The 20014-nt window shown below is 62.7% G+C and carries 19 protein-coding genes; 15 read left to right on the top strand and 4 right to left on the bottom strand.

Translation table 11 applies throughout. The features are described from left to right. Window positions 1-210: 210 nt before the first annotated feature. The 4 genes from K5880_RS09735 to K5880_RS09720 form a co-directional block, all read right to left on the bottom strand. Window positions 211-1704, bottom strand: a complete 1494-nt coding sequence (locus K5880_RS09735; RefSeq protein WP_297651196.1) for a hypothetical protein — start codon at window positions 1702-1704, stop codon at window positions 211-213. Continuing rightward, complete coding sequence (locus K5880_RS09730; RefSeq protein ID WP_297651194.1) at window positions 1679-2791, bottom strand: site-specific integrase; 1113 nt, start codon at window positions 2789-2791, stop codon at window positions 1679-1681. The genes K5880_RS09735 and K5880_RS09730 overlap by 26 nt, the downstream gene beginning before the upstream one ends. A 112-nt stretch (window positions 2792-2903) precedes the next feature. After that, complete coding sequence (locus K5880_RS09725) at window positions 2904-3233, bottom strand: helix-turn-helix transcriptional regulator (protein WP_297651192.1); 330 nt, start codon at window positions 3231-3233, stop codon at window positions 2904-2906. Then, the gene (locus K5880_RS09720; RefSeq protein WP_297651190.1) at window positions 3230-3613 is read right to left on the bottom strand and encodes a type II toxin-antitoxin system RelE/ParE family toxin; all 384 of its coding nucleotides are present in this window, start codon (window positions 3611-3613) and stop codon (window positions 3230-3232) included. Before K5880_RS09720 ends, K5880_RS09725 begins: the two co-directional genes overlap by 4 nt. Window positions 3614-4118: 505 nt before the next feature. Between K5880_RS09720 and K5880_RS09715 the strand changes: the two genes are divergently transcribed. The 15 genes from K5880_RS09715 to dsbD all read left to right on the top strand — a co-directional run bounded on the left by K5880_RS09715 (window position 4119) and on the right by dsbD (window position 20009). Then, the gene (locus K5880_RS09715) at window positions 4119-5582 is read left to right on the top strand and encodes a TolC family protein (RefSeq protein WP_297651188.1); all 1464 of its coding nucleotides are present in this window, start codon (window positions 4119-4121) and stop codon (window positions 5580-5582) included. After that, window positions 5579-7216, top strand: a complete 1638-nt coding sequence (locus K5880_RS09710; RefSeq protein ID WP_297651186.1) for an efflux RND transporter periplasmic adaptor subunit — start codon at window positions 5579-5581, stop codon at window positions 7214-7216. The genes K5880_RS09715 and K5880_RS09710 overlap by 4 nt, the downstream gene beginning before the upstream one ends. Beyond that, the gene (locus K5880_RS09705) at window positions 7213-10335 is read left to right on the top strand and encodes an efflux RND transporter permease subunit (protein ID WP_297651184.1); all 3123 of its coding nucleotides are present in this window, start codon (window positions 7213-7215) and stop codon (window positions 10333-10335) included. Before K5880_RS09710 ends, K5880_RS09705 begins: the two co-directional genes overlap by 4 nt. Window positions 10336-10453: 118 nt before the next feature. Continuing rightward, a complete protein-coding gene (locus tag K5880_RS09700) occupies window positions 10454-10798 on the top strand; it encodes a copper-binding protein (RefSeq protein ID WP_297651182.1) in 345 nt (114 codons plus the stop codon). A gap of 306 nt (window positions 10799-11104) precedes the next feature. Continuing rightward, window positions 11105-11458 (top strand): P-II family nitrogen regulator, encoded by a 354-nt coding sequence (locus K5880_RS09695; RefSeq protein ID WP_297651180.1) that lies wholly within the window; start codon window positions 11105-11107, stop codon window positions 11456-11458. Next, the gene (locus K5880_RS09690) at window positions 11455-12372 is read left to right on the top strand and encodes a F510_1955 family glycosylhydrolase (protein ID WP_297651178.1); all 918 of its coding nucleotides are present in this window, start codon (window positions 11455-11457) and stop codon (window positions 12370-12372) included. Before K5880_RS09695 ends, K5880_RS09690 begins: the two co-directional genes overlap by 4 nt. Then, a complete protein-coding gene (locus K5880_RS09685) occupies window positions 12365-12499 on the top strand; it encodes a hypothetical protein (RefSeq protein ID WP_297651176.1) in 135 nt (44 codons plus the stop codon). Before K5880_RS09690 ends, K5880_RS09685 begins: the two co-directional genes overlap by 8 nt. Window positions 12500-12574: 75 nt before the next feature. After that, on the top strand, window positions 12575-12826 hold the full coding sequence (locus tag K5880_RS09680) for a DUF2933 domain-containing protein (protein ID WP_297651174.1): 252 nt from the start codon (window positions 12575-12577) through the stop codon (window positions 12824-12826). A gap of 139 nt (window positions 12827-12965) precedes the next feature. Continuing rightward, entirely contained in the window at window positions 12966-13646 is a 681-nt protein-coding gene (locus tag K5880_RS09675) for a cytochrome C (protein WP_297651172.1), read from the top strand. Beyond that, a complete protein-coding gene (locus tag K5880_RS09670; protein ID WP_297651170.1) occupies window positions 13643-14167 on the top strand; it encodes a TlpA disulfide reductase family protein in 525 nt (174 codons plus the stop codon). Before K5880_RS09675 ends, K5880_RS09670 begins: the two co-directional genes overlap by 4 nt. Before the next feature lie 129 nt (window positions 14168-14296). Continuing rightward, the gene (locus K5880_RS09665) at window positions 14297-14605 is read left to right on the top strand and encodes a hypothetical protein (RefSeq protein ID WP_297651169.1); all 309 of its coding nucleotides are present in this window, start codon (window positions 14297-14299) and stop codon (window positions 14603-14605) included. 64 nt (window positions 14606-14669) lie between these two features. Then, window positions 14670-16268 (top strand): multicopper oxidase domain-containing protein, encoded by a 1599-nt coding sequence (locus K5880_RS09660; RefSeq protein ID WP_297651167.1) that lies wholly within the window; start codon window positions 14670-14672, stop codon window positions 16266-16268. A 1-nt stretch (window position 16269) separates the two neighbouring features. Further along, complete coding sequence (locus K5880_RS09655; RefSeq protein ID WP_297651165.1) at window positions 16270-16983, top strand: DsbC family protein; 714 nt, start codon at window positions 16270-16272, stop codon at window positions 16981-16983. 22 nt (window positions 16984-17005) lie between these two features. Continuing rightward, window positions 17006-17557, top strand: coding sequence for a PCYCGC motif-containing (lipo)protein (locus tag K5880_RS09650; RefSeq protein WP_297651163.1), 552 nt, complete (start codon window positions 17006-17008; stop codon window positions 17555-17557). Window positions 17558-17705: 148 nt separating this feature from the next. Then, on the top strand, window positions 17706-20009 hold the full coding sequence (gene dsbD / locus K5880_RS09645; RefSeq protein ID WP_297651160.1) for a protein-disulfide reductase DsbD: 2304 nt from the start codon (window positions 17706-17708) through the stop codon (window positions 20007-20009). Window positions 20010-20014 lie beyond the last annotated feature (5 nt).

The following is a 20014-nucleotide window of genomic DNA, read 5'->3' as shown; positions in this document are numbered from 1 at the left end:
GCATGGGCGAGCACCCTGATACGCCATAAGCGACTTCGCAGGGGCTGCTTCAGGCGTTGGTCGCGATCTAGCCTTGGCTGGCACTGTCAGCACACGAACACTGGCAGGTCGCACTTTAAGCAATCCTTCCTCCAGAAGCTAAGCATGCGACGCAATGCCCGTTGTCAAAAGACTGGGCAGGTATGGCTTTGGACGGCCCCCAGCGCTTATTCACCGCTGCCCATCTGTTCTTCGCAGCTTCAGAAGTGACTTTAACGCGATATTCTCTTGCTCTACGGCAGAAACGTGCGCTCTTCTTTCTTCATCTATTGACGATCGTTGTGCGGTCAGGCTTCGGGCAACATATGGATATATCGAGTCAGGATCGTGTTGCCCTAAGCGGAGGCTTACAGATGCTGAAATACTCGCTGCAGAAGTATCTAAGCCTTTATCTAGTCGATATTTGGTCTCGTCCTGGATTTCATCGTTCGCAAACTTCCGACGAAAAGAATGAACTGATGCCCACGGAGGCGCACCAGCAGACCTCATTGCCTTTGAGACGATTTGAGTAATTGATCGATCCTTCAGTGGCTTGCCGTTTACCCCAAGAAAGAGATTTGAAGAATTAGTGTTGATCTTCCACTTCTTGTGTGCCGCCATCGGCTTCAGGTACTCCTCGACAAAATGATTCATCCGCTCCACCAGCCAACAAGGCACATCGAAAGTTTCAGTATAGCCAAACTTTTGAATGGATGGACTCAACGTCACATAGTCGTCACTGCTTAGTTGCTTCAAAGCTTCTTTTATACCGTTGATAGTTAGCGAATTTATCGATGCTCGCCTCCAGCCAAGAGCATTCGCAATGTCCACAAACAGTGTGTTTCGATGGGCGATATAGTCTGAACAGGCATTGTCATGTATGCGGGAGATTGCAGCATACCGGGTATCTTCCGACGGGAAAAAATTCGTGGCGTGCTTCGAGTTAGACCCGATGTTCCGAAAGAGAAGTGGATACCTCCTTCGCTCATTTGTGGAAGAACGAGAAGAATATCGAATGTTTTGCACACCATGACGATATTCCTCCGAGCAAAGGAGTGAAGAGCGCACCCGGCACCCACGTTCTCCAAGAGAGTCTCCAGGAATTCTGCCTTGTCTCTGCAACCAAGCAAGCAATCGATATGCCCATCTGAGCCTAGCGTTTACTGTGCCTTGTGCGATCCTCTTCTTTTGCTTGGATCTGTTGGAGAGCATCACCGACTTCAGCTCAGCGTCGCGAAAGCTGGCGAAATCTTCATCGGTGCAGTGGCTTGCACAACGGCCTCTGCACGCGAGAAATTCCCAAAAGAGCCGAAGGTCGTAAGCCACGTTTGAGATTGTCTTGTAGTCAAGTTGTTCATCGTCAAACAGTGCCAACGTAAAGTCCGTCAGGTCTTCTATCAGCAATTCTTTCGCCATGTCGTAGAAAAGTACGATGAACTTCCCGTCGTAGCTCACGATCGACAACTCAACTTGGGGTGATCTCACTTTCGGTGCAGATGATCCGGTTAGGACATGAGGGTAAACCCGTGCGGTACATGTCATCAGCAGCGTGGCGATCACCTCGTCCAGCAAGTCGAGGGACAGATAGGGAATCGCCAACTCATAGAGCGTTCCCTTGACGTTCAAGTGCTGCAAGGCAAAGTGCTCAAAGCAGGCCTTCTCAATCAGCCGGTGGCCGAGGGCCAAGCCGCGTGACTGCTTGCTGAAGCGAGTCAGCACCATCGTGACGTCGCAGGACCGCTACAGGTATCGTTCCTGCGGGCGGCGGGCGCGAAACTTCAGTTTGCTCGCTCAGCAGCAACGAAGGCCGCGGTGGCGGCAGCGTGGCCGGCACCAAAGCTGTCAGGCCCTGCTCGAACCGGGCTTGCAGGCTGGAATCCGACACATCGAGGTAGCGCATGGCCGACTTGACATCCTTCCAACCGACGTACTCCATCAGCTCCTTGATGTCCCAGCCGCTGGCGCGGGCCCAGCCTGCAAAACCGCGGCGCATGGAGTGGCTGCTGTATCCCTCGGGCGACTCAACGCCGGATTCGGCGAACAGACTGCGCAGCAAGGGGATCAAGCTGTTGGCATGCAGGCTTTCGTCGGCCACATGGCCCCAGCGGTCAATCTTGCGGAACACCGGACCCTCGGTCAATCCAGCGAGACTGACCCAGGCATTGAAGGCCGTCACGGGACACAGGCGGGTCAGCGCCGGGCAACTGAAAACGCGGCCCTGATGCTGCCTGTCGCCTTTGCTGCGGCCCAAGTAGCAGGCCATACCCTGGCCGGGGGTGACCTCAATGTTCTCCACGCGCAGGTTGACCAGCTCGTCGGAGCGGAATCCCCGCCAAAACCCCAGCAGCATCAGGCTGCGGTCGCGCGTGTTGCGCAGCAAGGCCGCGCGGTCACCAGACTGCTGCGCATGGTTGGTGGCGGTATCAAGCCACTGATCGACCTGCTGAAGCACGGCCAGTTCCAGTGGGCGCGCACGCTTTTCTGGCACGCTGTGGACGGAGCGAATGCCCTTGAGAACCTGGCGCACCAGAGCCGATTTGGTGGGATCTGGAAAGCCCTGATCTGTGTGCCACCGCGACAACGCCGCCAGCCGCTGGCGCAGGGTGTTGATGGCCAAGGTAGCGGCGTGGTCTGCCAGGTAGCGGGCGATGGCGTCCGCCGTGGAAGGCAGCAAACCTTTCCACTCGACTTCGAAATGGCGTATCGCCGAAGCGTAGCTCCGGCGCGTGTTGTCGCTCTCGGCTGCCTCGATGTATTGAGCAAGACGGGTCATGTCGCGGTCGTCAGGGCTGCTACTCCGTCAGGAGGAAGGCGCCGGCTGATGTATTTTTGGTCCCGACCATCGCCTCAAGCGTTTGGAACGCACCTCTCGCCGCAGGGCGAGTTCAGGCAAATTGCAGCTCAATCTTGCCAGCGCGCCGCCGCACCGGGCCAACCACAATCTTCACATCGTGCCCCAGCCTGGCCACCAGCTCCAGCAGCTTGGCTTCACTGACACCGCGGAATTGGCCGCGCGTGATGCGCGAGACCTTGGATTGATCGATGCCCAGCAGGGCCGCCGCACCTTCCTGCGTCAGGCGACGTGCCTTGATCGCACGGGCGATCTCGCCGGCGAGCTGGGATTTACGCTGCATCTCGGCCGCGTCGGTGTAACCCAGGTCGGCATAGACATTCGTGCCACCTTCTTCGATCGTGATTTCGTTGTGCCCATTCATTTGCGTACTCCTTGCTGCGCCTGCCATGCTTCGAAATCCTGCTTCGCGGCTTTCAGGCGGGTATTGATCAAGTCCATGTCCTGCTTTGGCGTGGCGATGCCGCTTTTGGACTTCTTCTGAAAGCAGTGCAGGACATAAACCCAACCGGCGAACTTGACGGTGTAGACAGCCCGGAAGGTGTCACCCTGATAGTCCTCCACGACCTCCAGCACGCCTGCAGAGCCGAAGCCCGTCAGTACTTTGGCATCCTGGTGCTTGCCACCACATTGAGCCAAGTCGATGGCATGACCGAAGACATCCTTGACGTCCTCCGGCATTGCATCCAGATCGCGCTTGGCGGAACTGACCCATTTGATGGGTTTGCGCGCTTGCTTCAACATTCCCTGTGATTATGCCTGTTTAGGCATAGTCTCGTCCGACTCGGTGAAAACTTGCCTTGGCTTCTCTCAAAGAAAAAACAATGCAAAAAAGCAAGGCGAACCCTGCTGCCGAAAGAATAGAGAACTTTGCTATCATCCCAAAATGCGCGTCTTCTGGACATGGTTCCTGTGTTTGATCGTTGCCTTCCAGAGCAGCGCGGGTGCGCATGCTTTTCCAACCCCTTGCCCGATGGAACAAGACGGCAGACCGTCGGTTTCAGTCCAGGTGGCGACGCAGGCGGTTGGAGATTGCTGCAATGACGCCGAGACTGCGTTCAAAACCGGCAAAGTCTGCAAGACAGACACGCAATGCGGTTCTTCAAGCGCTTTCGTTCATGCAATTCAAGCATACAGAGCCGTCGCACAGGCTTCTGACTCTTGGTCTGCGCTGACCGCTCTGATCGCCACGCTCGACCCCTCGAACGTATGGCGCCCCCCCGCTCTTAGCTGACCCCATGTAACCGCGATGCGGCTGCTGGCCACTTGTTGGTCGGCGGCGCTTTGTCCGCGCTCGACCAGCAGCGCGGGCGCTCATCACTCATGGAGTTTGCAAGTGCATTCAATTTTCCACTTGGGGGCGAGCACGCCTACCCTTCGTTGCGCCTGTCGACATTGGACGCGCGGACTTAGACCCCTCGCTGCCGCCGCGCTTTCGCTCTGCTTCGCCAGTCTTGGGGCGGCACAAGCATCCCCATCTCTCCTGACGTTGGAAGCGGCATTGGAGATGGCGCAGGCACGCTCCGAGGCACTTCAAGCCCAGGACGCAGCGACCCGCGCGGCACGGGAGATGGCCGTTTCCGCTGGTCGCCTGCCAGACCCGGTGTTGCGCCTGTCGATGAGCAACCTGCCCATCGAAGGGCCTATGCGCTACAGCCTGACGGGTGAACGCATGACGATGCGTTCGGTCGAAGTCATGCAGACCTTCACGGGCTCCGAGAAACGCCAAGCACGCAGCGTGCGTTACGAGCGTGAGGCAGAGGCCGCTTTGTCAATGCGTTCCATGCAAAAGGCCAGGCTGCTTACTCAGACGGCTCGTGCTTGGTTCGATCGCCACTTCCAGGAGCGAATGCTCACCCTGTTGCAGCGCCAGCGCGAGGAGTCCGTTCGGGTGAGGGAGGCGGTCGAATCCGCCTACCGCGGAGGGCGCAACAGCCAGGCGGATGTGCTCGCTGCACATGCCGCCACCGCTCGAATCGACGACCGATTGCACGAGGTTCGCGTCGAGTTCTCCAACGCCAAGGCGCTGTTGCAACGTTGGGTAGGTGATGCGGCCTCTCAACCGCTGGGCATGCCACCCAGAATTACCTGGTCCCGCCTGGCCGAAATCCAGCTAAGCCGCGAGATCGATCAGCACCCCGACATCGCGGTGATGAATGCGCGCGAGCGTGTTGCCCTGGCCGAGGCAGATGTGGCAGGAGAGGAAAAAAACGCTGACTGGAGCTGGTCTTTGATGTACAGCAAACGGGGCAGCCAGTTCGGCGACATGGTGTCGCTGGGGGTTTCCATTCCCCTGCAATGGGATCAGGCCCGAAAACAGAACCGCGAGCTGGCAGCCAGATTGGAACGGGTGGAGCAGGTCCGGTCTGAGCGTGAGGAAGTGCGTCGCGAGCGACTCTTTGACGCGCAGCGCCTGCTCGCCAACTGGCGCAGCAACCTCACCCGCCTGGAGGACTACGACAAGGCCCTGATTCCGCTGGCGACCGAGCGCGTGCAGGCTACCGAAGCGGCCTTCCGGGGTGGCAAGGCACCTCTGGCAGCGGTTCTCGACGCCCAGCGCCTGGTGATCGACACACAACTGGAGCGACTGCGCATCGAAAAGCAGACGGCCGCCTGGTGGGCCGAGCTTGAGTACCTGATCCCTCAGGACTCAGTCGTGCAATTCACCGCGCCCAGTCAGTCCAACCAACCCGCTCCGGAGCAAAAACCATGAACAAGAAAACTGCTGTGATCGCACTGCTTGCAACCGGCGTGCTCGGAGCGAGCGGCTTCGCCCTCTATAAGCTGGGCCTCAGGAACGGCATGACGAGCTCGCCAATGGCCGCGTCTGCCGAGGCCACGGCGGCACCCATGGGCACCCCCGTTGATCCATCGACCTGGGGGATACCTGAAGGCGAAGCGGCCACGCGCCGACACATCGAGGCAGGCATCAAGGGGGGCGATGTCGATCCAGTCACGGGTCGGAGCGTTCTTTACTACCACGACCCCATGGTGCCTGGCAAAAAGTTCGAGGCGCCTGGCAAGTCGCCCTTCATGGACATGATGCTGGTGCCGGCCTATGCCGGGGCGCAGGGCGCCGACAGCGGAACGGTCTCCGTCAGCTCGCGCATTCAGCAGAACCTGGGCTTGCGCACCGGTGAAGTCGTCTCTGGTCAACTGGCGCCCGAGGTTTCTGCAGTGGGCACCGTGGCCTGGAATGAACGCGGCCAATACGTGGTTCAAGCACGCGCGACTGGGTTCATCGAAAAACTGCATGTGCGGGCCGCGCTGGACCACGTCGGCAAGGGGCAGCCGCTGCTGGACCTCTATGTGCCGGATTGGGTGGCGGTGCAGGAGGACTATTTGACCGCCAGGCGTTTGCACGAAGGCTTGCAGGGGCGCGGGATGGCATCGCTCGCTGACGGAGCCCGTCAGCGCATGCGGCAGGCGGGCATGAGCGAAGCACAGATCGCCTTGGTCGAGCGCACGGGGCAGGTACAGGCCCGCATGACCCTGGTCGCGCCGGCCGGTGGCGTGCTCACCGAACTGATGGCGCGTGAGGGGGGCACGGCGATGATGGGCATGCCGCTCATGCGCATCAACGACCTGTCCACCGTGTGGGTGCAGGCAGAAGTACCGGAGAGCCAGGCGGTGCGGGTTGCCGTGGGCGCGCAGGTGGTGGCACAAACTCCGGCTCTACCGGGGGAGGTGTTCCGTGGTCAGGTGCAAGCCTTGTTGCCCGAGGTGAACCCTGCCACACGCACGCGCAAGGCGCGCATGGCCCTGGCCAACCCCAAGGGCATGCTCGTGCCCGGCATGTTTGTTCAAATGCAGCTTACCGGCAGCCAAGCACGCCCCACGTTATTGGTGCCCTCCGAGGCACTGGTACGCACCGGCAGGCGCACGCTGGTGATGGTCGTCGAGGAAGCTGCGTTCCGCCCGGTCGAGGTGCAGGTGGGCCGCGAACAGAACGGCCAGGCCGAGGTCCTGTCCGGTCTCAGCCAAGGCCAGAAAATCGTGCTGTCCGGGCAGTTCCTCATCGACTCAGAAGCCAACCTGAAAGGCGTGGAAGCGCGCTTGTCTTCGGCCAACGAGCTAGGACCCACGAGCGCGACGCAGCAAACCTACCGCACAACCGCACGGGTGGAAGCCGTCGCTGGTGAAACCCTCACGCTGACGCATCCGGAAGTCCCCGCCTTGAAGTGGCCGGGCATGACCATGGACTTCAAGCTGGCCCCGAACCTTGCCTCGCTCAAGCCCTCGGCGGGCAGCGAGATCGACCTCGAGTTCCGCATGCAGGAGGGCGACGCACCAGAAATCGTCAAATGGCGAGCGCGCCAGGGCCAGGCGATGGGGGGCACGCGATGATCGCCCGACTGATCCACTGGTCGATTGCCAACCGCTTTCTGGTGCTGATCGCCACCGTGTTGCTGGCAGCCTGGGGCGTGGTGTCCGTGGCCCGCACGCCGCTCGATGCCCTGCCCGACCTGTCGGACACGCAGGTGATCATCCGAACCTCCTGGCCGGGGCAGGCGCCGCAACTGGTGGAGAACCAGGTGACCTACCCACTGACCACCACCATGTTGTCGGTGCCGGGGGCGCGGGTCGTGCGCGGGTACTCCTTCTTTGGCGACAGCTACGTCTACGTGTTGTTCAAGGATGGTACCGACCTCTACTGGGCCCGTTCGCGGGTGCTGGAGTACCTCAACCAGGTGCAGTCTCGCCTGCCGCCGGGAGCCAACTCGGCGCTTGGGCCGGATGCGACCGGGGTGGGCTGGATCTACCAGTACGCCCTGACCGATAAATCCGGCAAGCAGGACCTCTCCCAGTTGCGCAGCTTGCAGGACTGGTTCTTGAAATACGAGCTCAAGACCGTCCCCGGCGTGGCCGAGGTGGCCACCATCGGTGGCATGGTGCGGCAATACCAGGTGGTGCTTGATCAGGACAAGCTGGCCGCTTATCGAATTCCCCACGGCAAGGTGATCGCGGCGATTCGCCTTGCCAACCAGGAAGTGGGTGGCTCTGTGCTGGAAATGGGTGAGGCCGAGTTCATGGTGCGTGCCTCCGGGTATTTGCAAACCTTGGATGATTTCCGAGCCATTCCACTCATGACCACCGAGGCAGGTGTATCCGTTTTGCTGGGCGATGTGGCGCACGTGCAGATTGGTCCTGAGATGCGGCGCGGTATCGGTGAGCTGGACGGCGAGGGCGAAGCCGTGGGCGGCATCATCGTCATGCGCTCTGGCGAGAACGCGCTGACAACCATCGAGGCGGTCAAGGCCAAGCTGGCGACATTGAAGATGAGTCTGCCGCAAGGCGTGGAGATCGTGCCGACCTACGACCGCTCGGGGCTCATCGAGCGGGCCATCGAGAACCTCAGCCACAAGCTGCTCGAGGAGTTCGCTGTCGTGGCCGTGGTCTGCATGCTGTTTCTGTTTCACCTGCGCTCGGCTCTGGTGGCCATCGTCTCCTTGCCCCTGGGCATTCTGGCGGCCTTCATCGTCATGCATTGGCAGGGTGTCAACGCCAACATCATGTCACTGGGCGGCATTGCCATTGCTATCGGCGCGATGGTTGACGCGGCGGTGGTGATGATCGAGAACGCGCACAAACACCTGGAGGAATGGAACCACGGTCATCCGGGGCAGCAACTGCAAGGAGAAACCCGTTGGCGGGTGATTGGAGACGCCGCCGCCGAGGTCGGCCCGGCGCTGTTCTTCTCGTTGCTCATCATCACCCTCTCCTTCGTGCCCATCTTCACATTGGAGGCGCAGGAAGGAAAGCTGTTCTCGCCGCTGGCCTTCACCAAGACCTATGCGATGGCGGCCAGCGCCGGCCTTGCGGTGACGCTGATTCCGGTGCTGATGGGTTATCTGATCCGGGGCCGCATTCCTGAGGAGCAGAAGAACCCGATCAATCGCTTCTTTGTCGCCACCTACCGCCCCCTGCTCGAAGTCGTTCTGCGTTTTCCCAAGGCCACCATTGCTGTGGCCGTGGTGTTTCTGGCGGCCAGCTGGTGGCCGTTGCAGCAACTGGGCAGCGAGTTCATGCCGCCGCTCGACGAAGGCGACCTGCTGTACATGCCAACCGCCCTGCCAGGCATGTCGGCGGGCAAGGCGGCGCAGTTGCTGCAACAGACCGACCGGCTGATCAAGGCGGTACCCGAGGTGGCCACGGTCTACGGCAAGGCAGGCCGGGCCGTGACCGCGACCGATCCTGCACCACTGGTGATGTTCGAGACCACCATCCAGTTCAAGCCCAAGAGCGAGTGGAGGGCCGGCATGACCCCCGAGAAGCTCGTCGAAGAGCTGGATCGAACCGTGCGCGTGCCGGGATTGACGAACATCTGGATTCCGCCGATCCGCAACCGCCTTGACATGCTGGCCACCGGCATCAAAAGTCCGGTGGGTGTAAAGGTACTGGGCAGTGATCTGGCTGTGATCAACCGGCTCACAGGCGAGATCGAGCAGGCGGTGAAGCAGGTACCCGGGGTGACCAGCGCCTTTGCCGAACGCCTGACAGGGGGGCGCTATGTCAATGTGGATATCAAGCGTGAGCGAGCGGCGCGCTATGGGCTCAACGTGTCTGACGTGCAATCGGTGGTGGCCAGCGCTGTGGGCGGCATGAACATCGGCGAGACCATCGAGGGCCTGCAGCGCTATCCGATCAACGTGCGCTATCCGCGCGAGGTGCGGGATTCGCTGGATCGCTTGCGCAGTTTGCCCATCGTGACGCCGCGCGGGCAGCAGCTGGTGCTGGGTGACGTGGCGGACGTTCGCATCGACGACGGCCCGCCGATGCTGCGCAGCGAGAACGCTCGCCTCGCCGGGTTTGTCTACGTCGACCTGCGCGGCCGTGACCTGGGTACAGCAGTGCGCGAAATGCAGCAATCGGTGGCCGATCAAGTGAAGCTGCCACCGGGCTACTCGGTGTCGTGGTCAGGGCAATTCGAGTTTCTCGAACGCGCCGCGGCCAAGCTCAAGCTGGTGGTGCCCTTCACGCTGCTCATCATCTTTGTGCTGCTCTACCTGACCTTCAAGCACTTCGGCGAGGCGCTGCTGCTGATGACGACGCTGCCTTTTGCACTGGTCGGCGGAATCTGGCTGCTGTTCGGGCTGGGCTACAACCTGTCGGTGGCGGGCGTTGTGGGTTTCATCGCGCTTGCGGGCGTGGCAGCTGAGTTCGGCGTGATCATGCTGCTTTACCTCAAGCAGGCGTGGATGGCACGCGTCGATCAGAACCAGACCAGCGAAGCCGATCTGCTCGAGGCCATCCGCGAAGGGGCGGTGCTGCGCGTGCGGCCCAAGGCCATGACCGTGGCGGTGATCCTGGCCGGCCTGCTGCCCATCATGTGGGGCGGGGGCACCGGCAGCGAGGTGATGCAACGCATTGCAGCACCCATGGTGGGCGGCATGATCACCGCGCCGCTGCTGTCGATGTTTGTGATCCCGGCAGCCTTCTATCTGATGCGCCGCCCGCGCCGATAACAGCGCGCACAGGCGCACTCGATTCATCCACACGGCACCCACCTGTGATGAAAACCCCGGTCTTCGGCACTGCCAGCGACCGGTTTCTCACTCTCTCCATTACTGAATAAATCTGAATATGAAAAAATCACTGATCAACTCACTCGCGGCCATTTTTGTGCTTTCGGCGACGACTGCGATGGCGCAGGAAAAAATGATGGATGACATGAAAGGCGTGCCGGCGGGCAAGTCGGCTACAGGCCAAACCATGCACATGGCCAAGGGCAAGGTCACCAAGGTCGATGCGGCAGTCGGCGTTGTCACGCTGGCCCATGAGCCCGTCAAGAGCCTGAACTGGCCCGCCATGGTCATGGGTTTCAAGGTCAAGGACAAGATGGCGATGGACAAGCTCACGGTCGGCAAAACCGTCGATTTCGAGTTTGCTCAGGCCGACAAGGGCTATGTCATCTACAAGGTGAAGTAAGCACCCTTCGACAAGAGAAGCAGACGGGCTGTGGGCTGGTCTGCTTCCTTTGTCGGGCTGAACCACATGGCGAGTAAGTGGCACAAGGTGAAGGGGCGAGTCCATATGCGCCTGGCTTGTGCAGGCCCGCATTGGCGGCCTTGCTCGGGCGGGAACCAACGGGCTTCAACGAGGCACCAATGGCCATGATGAATGCTCGGATTCCCGGCGTTTGACCCACGAGTCTTGAAAGCACCGGCCACCCACCTCAAACGCATCCCGCCACAGGGATCCTCCACTCAACCAACCGGATATGCAGAGGTCATCATGAACATGCACTACATCGTTGCCATCGTTCCACCAGACGTGGTGGAGTCCTTGGAAGTGAAACTCAGGAACCTTCACGTCGGAGGCATCACCCTGACGAGGGTCAAGGGATTCGGCGAATACAAGAACTTTTTTTCGAATGATTTGCTGAGCGAGCACACCAAGATCGAAATCTTCGCCGAGGCGTCCAAGGTCGATGCGCTTCTCGGTGTTTTGCGGGAAACCGGCGCAGCCGATGTCCCGGGATCGGGCATCGCGGCGGTCATTCCCGTGGGCACCTTCTTCCACCTGCGCACGGGTGCTGCTTCTGCACCTACAGCGTCCGATTCACCCCAAGCGCCATCCACAAAATGAACCCCATTCTTCATTTCCTGCGCAGCTGGCTTCCTGCCCTGACGGTGGGCCTCGCCGCGGCCGCCGTGACATCGACCCATGCTGGCGACCCGATCACTCTGACGCATGTCCACGGCCTGTCCTTCAGCGCCGATGGCGCACGCATCACCGTCCCGAGCCATCATGGGCTGGCGGTGTTCGAAAAAGGGCGCTGGTCCAAGGCGCCAGGACCAGCGCACGACTACATGGGCTACGCCGCCACACGCGACGCGCTGTACAGCAGCGGCCACCCGGCACCGGGTTCCGGCCTGACCAACCCCTTCGGCCTGATCAAGAGCCGCGACGGTGGCAAAACCTGGCAGCAACTCGGGCTCTCGGGCGAGTCGGATTTTCATTTGCTGGCAACCAGCCACCAGACCAATGCGGTGATGGTGTACAACCACGCGCCCAACAGCCGCATGAGCCAGGCCGGCATCTATTTCACGCTGAACGACGGCCTCCAATGGCAGCACGCCGCCGCAAAGGGTCTGGGCGCCAAGCTGGGCAGCCTGGCGGTGCATCCCACCGATACCAAGATCGTCGCTGCGGGCACGGGCGACGGGCTTTACCTGTCGCGCAATTCGGCCGAGAACTTCGAACGCCTGCTCGGCGGAACGCGTGTGCTGGCCACCCACTTCGATTTCGATGGCCAGCGGCTGTGGTTCAGCACCTACGACGGCAAGGCGGGGTTGGCACGGATCGCATTGACCCCCGATGCCAAGGCTGAAGCACTTTCGCTCCCTACCTTGATCGAGGACGCCGTGGCCTACATCGCGCAGAACCCGGTGCGCCGCGCCGAGATCGCCATTGCGACTTTCAAGCGCAACGTGTTTGTCAGTCAGGACCAGGGACGAACCTGGACCCAGATCGCGAAGGAAGGGGTCGGAAATGGATGACTCGCGCAAGCCCAGCATTGGGAAGATCGTGGTGATCGTGCTCGCGGTCTTTGGCGGCATTGCCGTGCTGTGCGTCTTGGGCATGGTGCTGATGTCCTTCGGGATGATGGGTTCCATGGGCTGTTGAGGCCCGGACCGCCTCTGAACTTTCACTACAACGCTTATTCAAAGGATTCAAGTCATGCACTGCAGTTTCAAAACCATGATCAAGTTCGCCGCAGGAATCGGTGTCGTTCTCACGGTTGCGTATTTGGCGCTGCCCGATGCCAGAGCGTGGCTCCTGGCAAGCGCTCCAGTCTTGCTGGCGCTCGCGTGCCCCCTGGCAATGGGTGCCATGATGTTCATGACGCAAGGCAAGAACAGCAACGCTGCCGCCAGCAAGAATCAATGCGCGAAGTCTGGGGACACGATGCCAAACGCCCACGCTGGTGATGCCGTACCCGACAAGTCCTAACGACATGGCAGAAGCCGACTGGGGGCAGCGCTAGTGGATCCTGGCCGCCTCCGCGGCCGAGGAATTTGTGTTGCCGCGACAGCCGTTCCGTTCGTCGTCTCGTCGGCGTGGATTCGGCAACGTGAGAAAGGGGTCATTGATGTCCACTTCCATTTTCGGTCGCACCATTCTCTGCCTGGGAGCTGCGGCCAGCTTCTCGTTTGTGTCTCCGGTCCATGGCGCGGGGGACGTCGAACGCGGTGCGTTGGCGTCGCGCGCCTGCATGGCCTGCCATTCATTTTCGGCGGGGCGCCATTTGACGGGGCCGAGCCTGGCCGGCGTATGGGGCCGCCGCGCGGGGAGCGCGGCTGATTTCAGCCGCTATTCGGACGCCCTCAAGCGCTCGGAACTCGTCTGGAACGCCCAGACGCTCGACGCATGGCTGCGCAATCCGGCCGCTGTGGTCCCTGGCAACACGATGCTGTTCGACGGCATCTCGCAGGCGGGCACGCGCGCCGATCTCTTGGCCTATCTTCAGGCCGTGTCGGAGGGCCGCGTGTCGCCGCCGGATCGCAGGCATCCGAACCTCAAACTCGCCGACGCTTCCCGGCAAGTGGCTGCTGTCCGCTACTGCGGCGATGCCTATCGTGTGGTCACCGCGGACGGCAAGACAAGCCAATGGTGGGAGTTCAACCTGCGCTTCAAGACCGACGGCAGTGCTGATGGCCCGTCGGCAGGCAAGCCGGTCATCGTCGGCACTGGCATGCAGGGCGATCGCGCAGCCATTGTCTTTTCACGGCCGGAGGAATGGTCGGCTTTCATACGCAGGGAATGTCCATGAACGCGCAGGACTCGAGTGGAAAAGGTTTTCGCCGCCGCCACGTGGTGATCGCGGTCATCGCCGCAGGCATGCTTGCGGCGCTTGCGTACGTGCTGCAACTACGCCCTGCCGCACCGGATGCGACTTTCGTTGCACTGGACGGCACCCGCACGTCCACGCGCGAATTGCGGGGCAAGGTTGTCTTCGTCAATTTCTGGGCGACCAGCTGCACCACTTGTATCAAGGAGATGCCTGAGGTGGTGAAAACCTATCAGCGCTTTGCCCCGCGTGGTTTCGAACTCCTGGCGGTGGCCATGTCCTATGACCCGCCGCAGTACGTCCGCGAATACGCCCATCAGCACCAGTTGCCGTTCAAGGTCGTTCTCGATAGCGACGGCACGATAGCTGCTGCCTTTGACAACGTGAGCCTCACGCCCACTGCCGTCCTGATCGACAAGGACGGCAGGATCATGCGGCGGATCGTCGGAGAGCCGGATTTTCCGGCGCTGCACGCCCTCGTCGAACAGGAGTTGCAACGATGACTGTCGGCGCTCGCGCGTGGGGAGTGCCCGTGGACCCGAATGTGACCTTCAGTTTCCTTTAAACGAAAAGGATCAATATGCAGATCAACCGGCGCCTCCTTTTCGCGGACCTGCTCACCCTGAGTCTCCGTGCCACCGCCATTACCCCGGCCCGCGCGGGCGAGCCGGTCGCCCTGTTGCACGCCGAGCCAGCCCGGGATCCATTGCACGAAGAACGATGGCCTCAAATGGACGCGAGCCGCAGCGAAGGGCCTCGGCGGCGATCTCAAGAGCCTGGTCGTTCACCCCAGCGACGCGGGCATCGTAGCGGCCGGCACGGCCGACGGCCTGTACCTGTCGCGCAATTCGGGCGAGACCTTCGAGCGGCTCGCCCTGTTCGCCGGCGCCAAGCCGCAGGCGTTGCCGATTCCGGCGCTGGCCGCAGATGCCGTGGCCTAGGGCCGCGCCTGAACGTCGATCGCGCAGGACGGCGAAACCCGAGGCCAGTGACGGAGGCTCACAGATGAACTCCTTGCGCCGTCAAGTCCTGATCCACTCGGTCACCGCTGCCACGGCGGCCGGCCTGGGTCTGCCGGCATGGAGCGCGCAAGCAAGGGACGGCGCCGGCGTCGATATCCATATCGAACTGCATGCGGTGCCCGACCACGTTGCCATCCGATCCGGCGCCCAGACCAGGGTCTGGCGCTACCGCGGCCGTCTGCTGCGTGGCGCGGCAGGCGCGCTCGACACCTCGATGCTGGCGCCCGTCATCCGCGTGCGCCGTGGCCAGCGCATGCGCATCGACCTCGTCAACGGGCTGCCCGAGCCGACCATCATTCACTGGCATGGCCTGCATGTGCCGGACGACATGGATGGCCATCCGCGTTTTTCGATCGCGCCTGGCGCGCGCTACCACTACGAGTTCACGGTCGTCGACCGGGCCGGCAGCTACTGGTTCCATGCGCACCCGCACGGCCGCACCGGCAAGCAGGTGTACTCGGGACTCGCGGGCCTGTTCCTGGTCAGCGACGAGCAGGAAGCTGCACTCGGTCTGCCCGCCGGCGCGCAGGACATCCCCCTCATCATCCAGGATCGCGAGTTCGACAACGACAACCAGTTTGTTTACCTGGACGAAGCCCAAGGCGCCGCGAGGCATGGCGGGGGCACGATGGGCGGCGGGATGATGGGGCCCGGCATGATGGGCGGAGGCATGCGCTCGATGATGGCCGGCATGAAGGGTGTGCTCGGCGACCAGATCCTCGTCAACAACCGCCCGAATGCCAGCCTGGATGTCGAGCGGCGCGCGCATCGCGTGCGGTTGCTCAATGCGTCGAACACGCGCATGTACAAGCTGGCATGGGACGATGGCTCGCCCCTGACCGTGATCGGCACCGACGGCGGCTTGCTGGGCGCGCCGGTGCAGCGCGACTACGTCATGCTCGCCCCGGCCGAGCGCGTTGACCTGTGGGTGGACTTCGGCCGCTGGCCGGCCGGCACCGAGCGCACGCTGCGAAGCCTGGCTTTCGAAGGCGGCATGAACATGGGCGGCATGTTGGGGAGCGGCGGTGGCTTGGCGGACGGCGCGCCCTTTGTCGTGCACCGTTTCCGCATCGGCGAAGGTGCCGCCAGAATCGCGAAGCTGCCGGAGCGCCTGACGCCGATCCCACCGCCACAACCACATCTTGCGGTGAACTTCGACAATCCCAAGGTGTTCGAGCTCACGATGGGCATGATGATCTGGGGCATCAACGGCGCCGACTTCGACATGCTCGGCGCCAGCGAGATAGAGACCGTCAAGCTGGGCACTCAGGAGATCTGGGAATTCCGCAACGACGGCCGCGGCTCGATGATGGGCATGGTGATGGCGCACTCGATGCACGTCCACGGGTTGCAGTACCGCGTGCTCGGGCGCTCCATGTCGAACAAGTTCGCGGCGGCGTACGAAACGGTCAAGGACGGCCTGATCGACGACGGTTGGAAGGACACCGTGCTGGTGATGCCCGGCGAGCGCGTGCGTATCCTGTTGCGCTTCGCTGACTATACGGGCCTGTACCTGTACCACTGCCACATGCTGGAGCACGAGGACTCCGGCCTGATGCGCAATTACCTGGTGAAGGCTTGACATGAGCCCGCACCTGATCTGGATCATGGCCGCGGCGACGCTGGTTGCGACGGCGCACGCCGACGAGGCCGCGGTGCGTGCAACCTTGCAGCAGTCGTTTCCGCAAAGCCCGATCCAGTCCATCTCGAAGTCACCGGTTCCGGGCCTGGTCGAGGCGGTCGTCGGTGGTCAGGTTCTCTACCTCACGGAGGATGGCCGCTATCTTCTTGGTGGTCCCCTGTTCGACGTCAAGGCCGATCGCAATCTCACCGAAGCCCGGCTCGAACAGGTCAACGCGATCCCATTCGACAGCCTCACGCTCGCCTGGGCCATCAAGCGGGTCAAAGGCAATGGAGCGCGCAGGATCGCGATTTTCGAGGACCCGGACTGCCCCTATTGCAGGGTCCTCGAGCAGACGTTGACGAGCATCGACAACCTGACGGTCTACGTCTTTCTCTTCCCTATCGATCAGCTTCATCCCGAGGCGGCCGCCAAATCGCTGGCCGTCTGGTGTGCGCCTGATCGCGCCAAGGCCTGGGACGAAGTCATGCGCACGGGCGCTGTGCCCGCAGGCACCCCCCGGTGTGCGAATCCGATGGCCAACATCGCTGAGTTCGCCAAGCGGCACCGGATCAGCGGCACGCCGACGACGATTCTTGCGGACGGGCGCCGTCTGGTCGGTGCGGTTCCGCGAGCACAACTGGAATGGGAGCTGCAAAGAGCAGCGAAGCCATGAGACGACCCAGGAAGATGAGCCCATGAAACGCCAAGCCAAATCCTCCCGCACGCGCGCTGCGCAACCCGCTGCCAGGAGCAAGCGCCGACAATTCCCGACCACGGCCGTGATTACCGGGCTGGCCCTGATGGGTGTCGCGCTGATCGCGATCTGGTTGATTCCCGTCCAAGAGGTCGCCCGCATCGAGGCCCCGGCCAAGCCGGCGCAGGCATCCGGCATTCCAACGTGGACGGTGGGCATGCTGCGCCCTGACGGGTTGCGTATCGTTGTGACCGGCTCGAACGATGCGTCAAAGGTTCTGGATCCGCAAAGGTTCTCGCGATCCGAGGTCAGGCACGGCTATTGGGTCGCCACGCAAATCCCCGAAGTGTTGAACAAGCTCTATTGCTGGTGCGGATGCGAGAACCGCGGCTTCCACCGGTCCAACCTCCAGTGCTTCGAGGATGAGATGGCCAAGGATTGCCCGGTCTGCCTCGGGACCGCCGAGATCGCCTACGACATGACGCAGAAAGGCATCACCGATGCGGCGAAGATCCAGGCCGCGGTCGACGTTCACTGGGGCCCGAACCGATGAACTCGATGCCTGAATTCCGTCGCTTCGCGCCGGCTGCATTCGCTGCCGCCCTGCTGCTCACCGCCGGGCCGGTACCGGCCGGCCCCGGAACGCTTGCGTGCCTGGGCCATCCAGGCTGCCGTGGATGCCGCCTGGTGGCGACGTGACCATGAATACCCGCAACGAAATGACAAATAGATCCAAATCCGAAAGCGCCTTTCTTCGCACCGGTTGGCCGGTGCTGGCGGCGCTTCTGCTTGCCGCCGCGTTTGGAGCGGCACAGGCGCAAGGCTATACGCCCGCCCCCGGCTCACCGATCGACGCAATCAAGGGCTGGATCGGTAGCTCGAACCGGCAGGCGCGCCTGCTGGAACCGGACGACGCGTTCCAGATCGCCGTGCGCGCGAACGACGCGAACACGCTGGTCGCCACGCTCACTCCGGCGGCGGACTACTACATCTACCGTGACCGCATCAGTTTCCAGATCGTCCAGCCGCCCACGGTCGCGGTTGCCGGCGTCACGATGCCCAAGGGCAAGCCCAAGGCCGACCCAACCTTCGGCACGGTGGAAGTTTTCCACCAGCCGTTCGACGCCGTCGTCGCGCTCCGGCGCTCCGGCACGGAGGACAGCGTCCAGCTGCGCGCGAGCTACCAGGGCTGCAACGAGCCGCTGGGCGTCTGCTATCCGCCGATCGAGAAGACGGTCACGGTGTCACTCTTGTCCGGAGGTCCTTCGCCAGTGACGGACGCCGCTGCGGGCGACGGCACGCCGGATGACCGGCAGATCCGCGCCCTTTTCGCCAGCAGCGGCACCTGGGCGCTGCTCGCGGCGTTCTTCGGCTTCGGCGTGCTGCTCGCCTTCACGCCCTGCATGCTGCCGATGATCCCGATCCTCTCGGGCATTGTCGTCGGACAGGGACGGCATGCGACGCGGCGCCACGTGCTCGGGTTGTCCGCCGTCTACGTCCTAGGTATGGCGATCACCTATGCCGCGGCCGGCGTGGCGGCCGGGCTCGCCGGCACCCTGCTTGCGGCCTACCTGCAGAACCCATGGGTGCTGGGCGCGTTCGCTGCGGTGTTCGTGCTGCTTGCGTTATCCATGTTCGGCCTGTACGAGCTGCAGTTGCCGTCCTCGCTGCAAAGCCGGCTGGCCGGCGCGGCCAGCCGGATCCCGGGCGGCCGCATGGCAGGCGCGTTCGCCATGGGCGTGCTGTCGGCGGTGATCGTCGGGCCCTGCGTGGCGGCCCCCCTGGCCGGCGCGCTGCTATACATTGGCCAAACCCGCGATGTCGTGCTCGGCGGCTCGGCGCTGTTCGCGATGGCCGTGGGAATGGGCGTGCCGCTGCTGGCCGTGGGCGCCACGGCCGGGACGCTCCTGCCGAAGGCCGGCCCCTGGACGGAGAGCGTCAAGCGCGTCTTCGGCGTCCTGATGCTGGCGGTGGCGCTCTACATGCTGTCGCCGGTCATCCCGGTGGTGATGCAGCAGTTGTTGTGGGCGGCACTGCTGATCGTGCCTGCGATCTACCTGCACGCGCTCGATCCGCTGCCCTCCGGCGCGCCGGGCCATCGGCGGCTGTTCAAAGGCGTCGGTGTGCTCGCATTGGTGATGGGCGTGGCGCTGATGGTCGGTGCCTTGTCCGGTCACCGAGATTTGCTGCAGCCGCTGGGCGGCCTGCGCACCGGTGCCGCGCAGCAGGCGGCGACCGCTGAACTGCCGTTCCAGCCGGTCGCCTCGCTCGCCGATCTGGATGGTCGCCTGCAGGCGGCGCGCGGCCGGCCGGCGATGCTGGACTTCTGGGCCGAGTGGTGCGTGTCGTGCAAGGAAATGGACCGCTTCACCTTCAGCGATTCGCAAGTGCGCGCGCGCCTGAAGGACGTGGTGCTGCTGCGCGCCGACGTGACCGCGAACAATTCCGATCACCAGGCGCTGCTGAAACGCTTCTCGCTGTTCGGCCCGCCCGGGATCATCTTCTTCGATGCAGAGGGCCGGGAGCGTCCGCTGCGCGTGATTGGCTACCAGCCGCCGGAGCAATTCCGCGCGTCGCTCGATCGGGCCTTGGGCGTGGCCTTGGGCGCCGCAGCTTCGCAGGCGGACACGCCGCTTCGCGTTTCGGACGCCTGGATCCGGGCGACCGTGCCAGGCCAACCGGTCGCAGCGGCTTACCTCACGCTGCAGGCGACCGCGGCGCTTCGGCTGGTGAGCGTTGCAACGCCGGCTGCCGCTTCGGTGCAGATCCATGAGATGCGAATGGACCGCGAGATCATGAGGATGCGCGAACTGAAGGCGCTCGAGCTCGCCGCGGGCCGGCCCGTCTCCCTGTCTCCGGATGGAATCCATCTGATGCTGCTCGATGTCAAGCAGCCGCTGCGCCCTGGGCAGAGCGTGCCGATGACCTTTACGCTGGAGAACACCGCGGGTCAACGGTTGTCGCAGACGCTGGACCTGGCGGTGAAGGCCGCTGCTTTGAAGTAGGAGCG

Origin of the sequence: Hydrogenophaga sp. (assembly GCF_025699295.1) — a bacterium.
Taxonomy (GTDB): Bacteria; Pseudomonadota; Gammaproteobacteria; order Burkholderiales; family Burkholderiaceae_C; genus Hydrogenophaga.
Note: the sequence above shows the minus strand (reverse complement) of the source record. Positions and strands in the feature narration are given on the sequence as shown.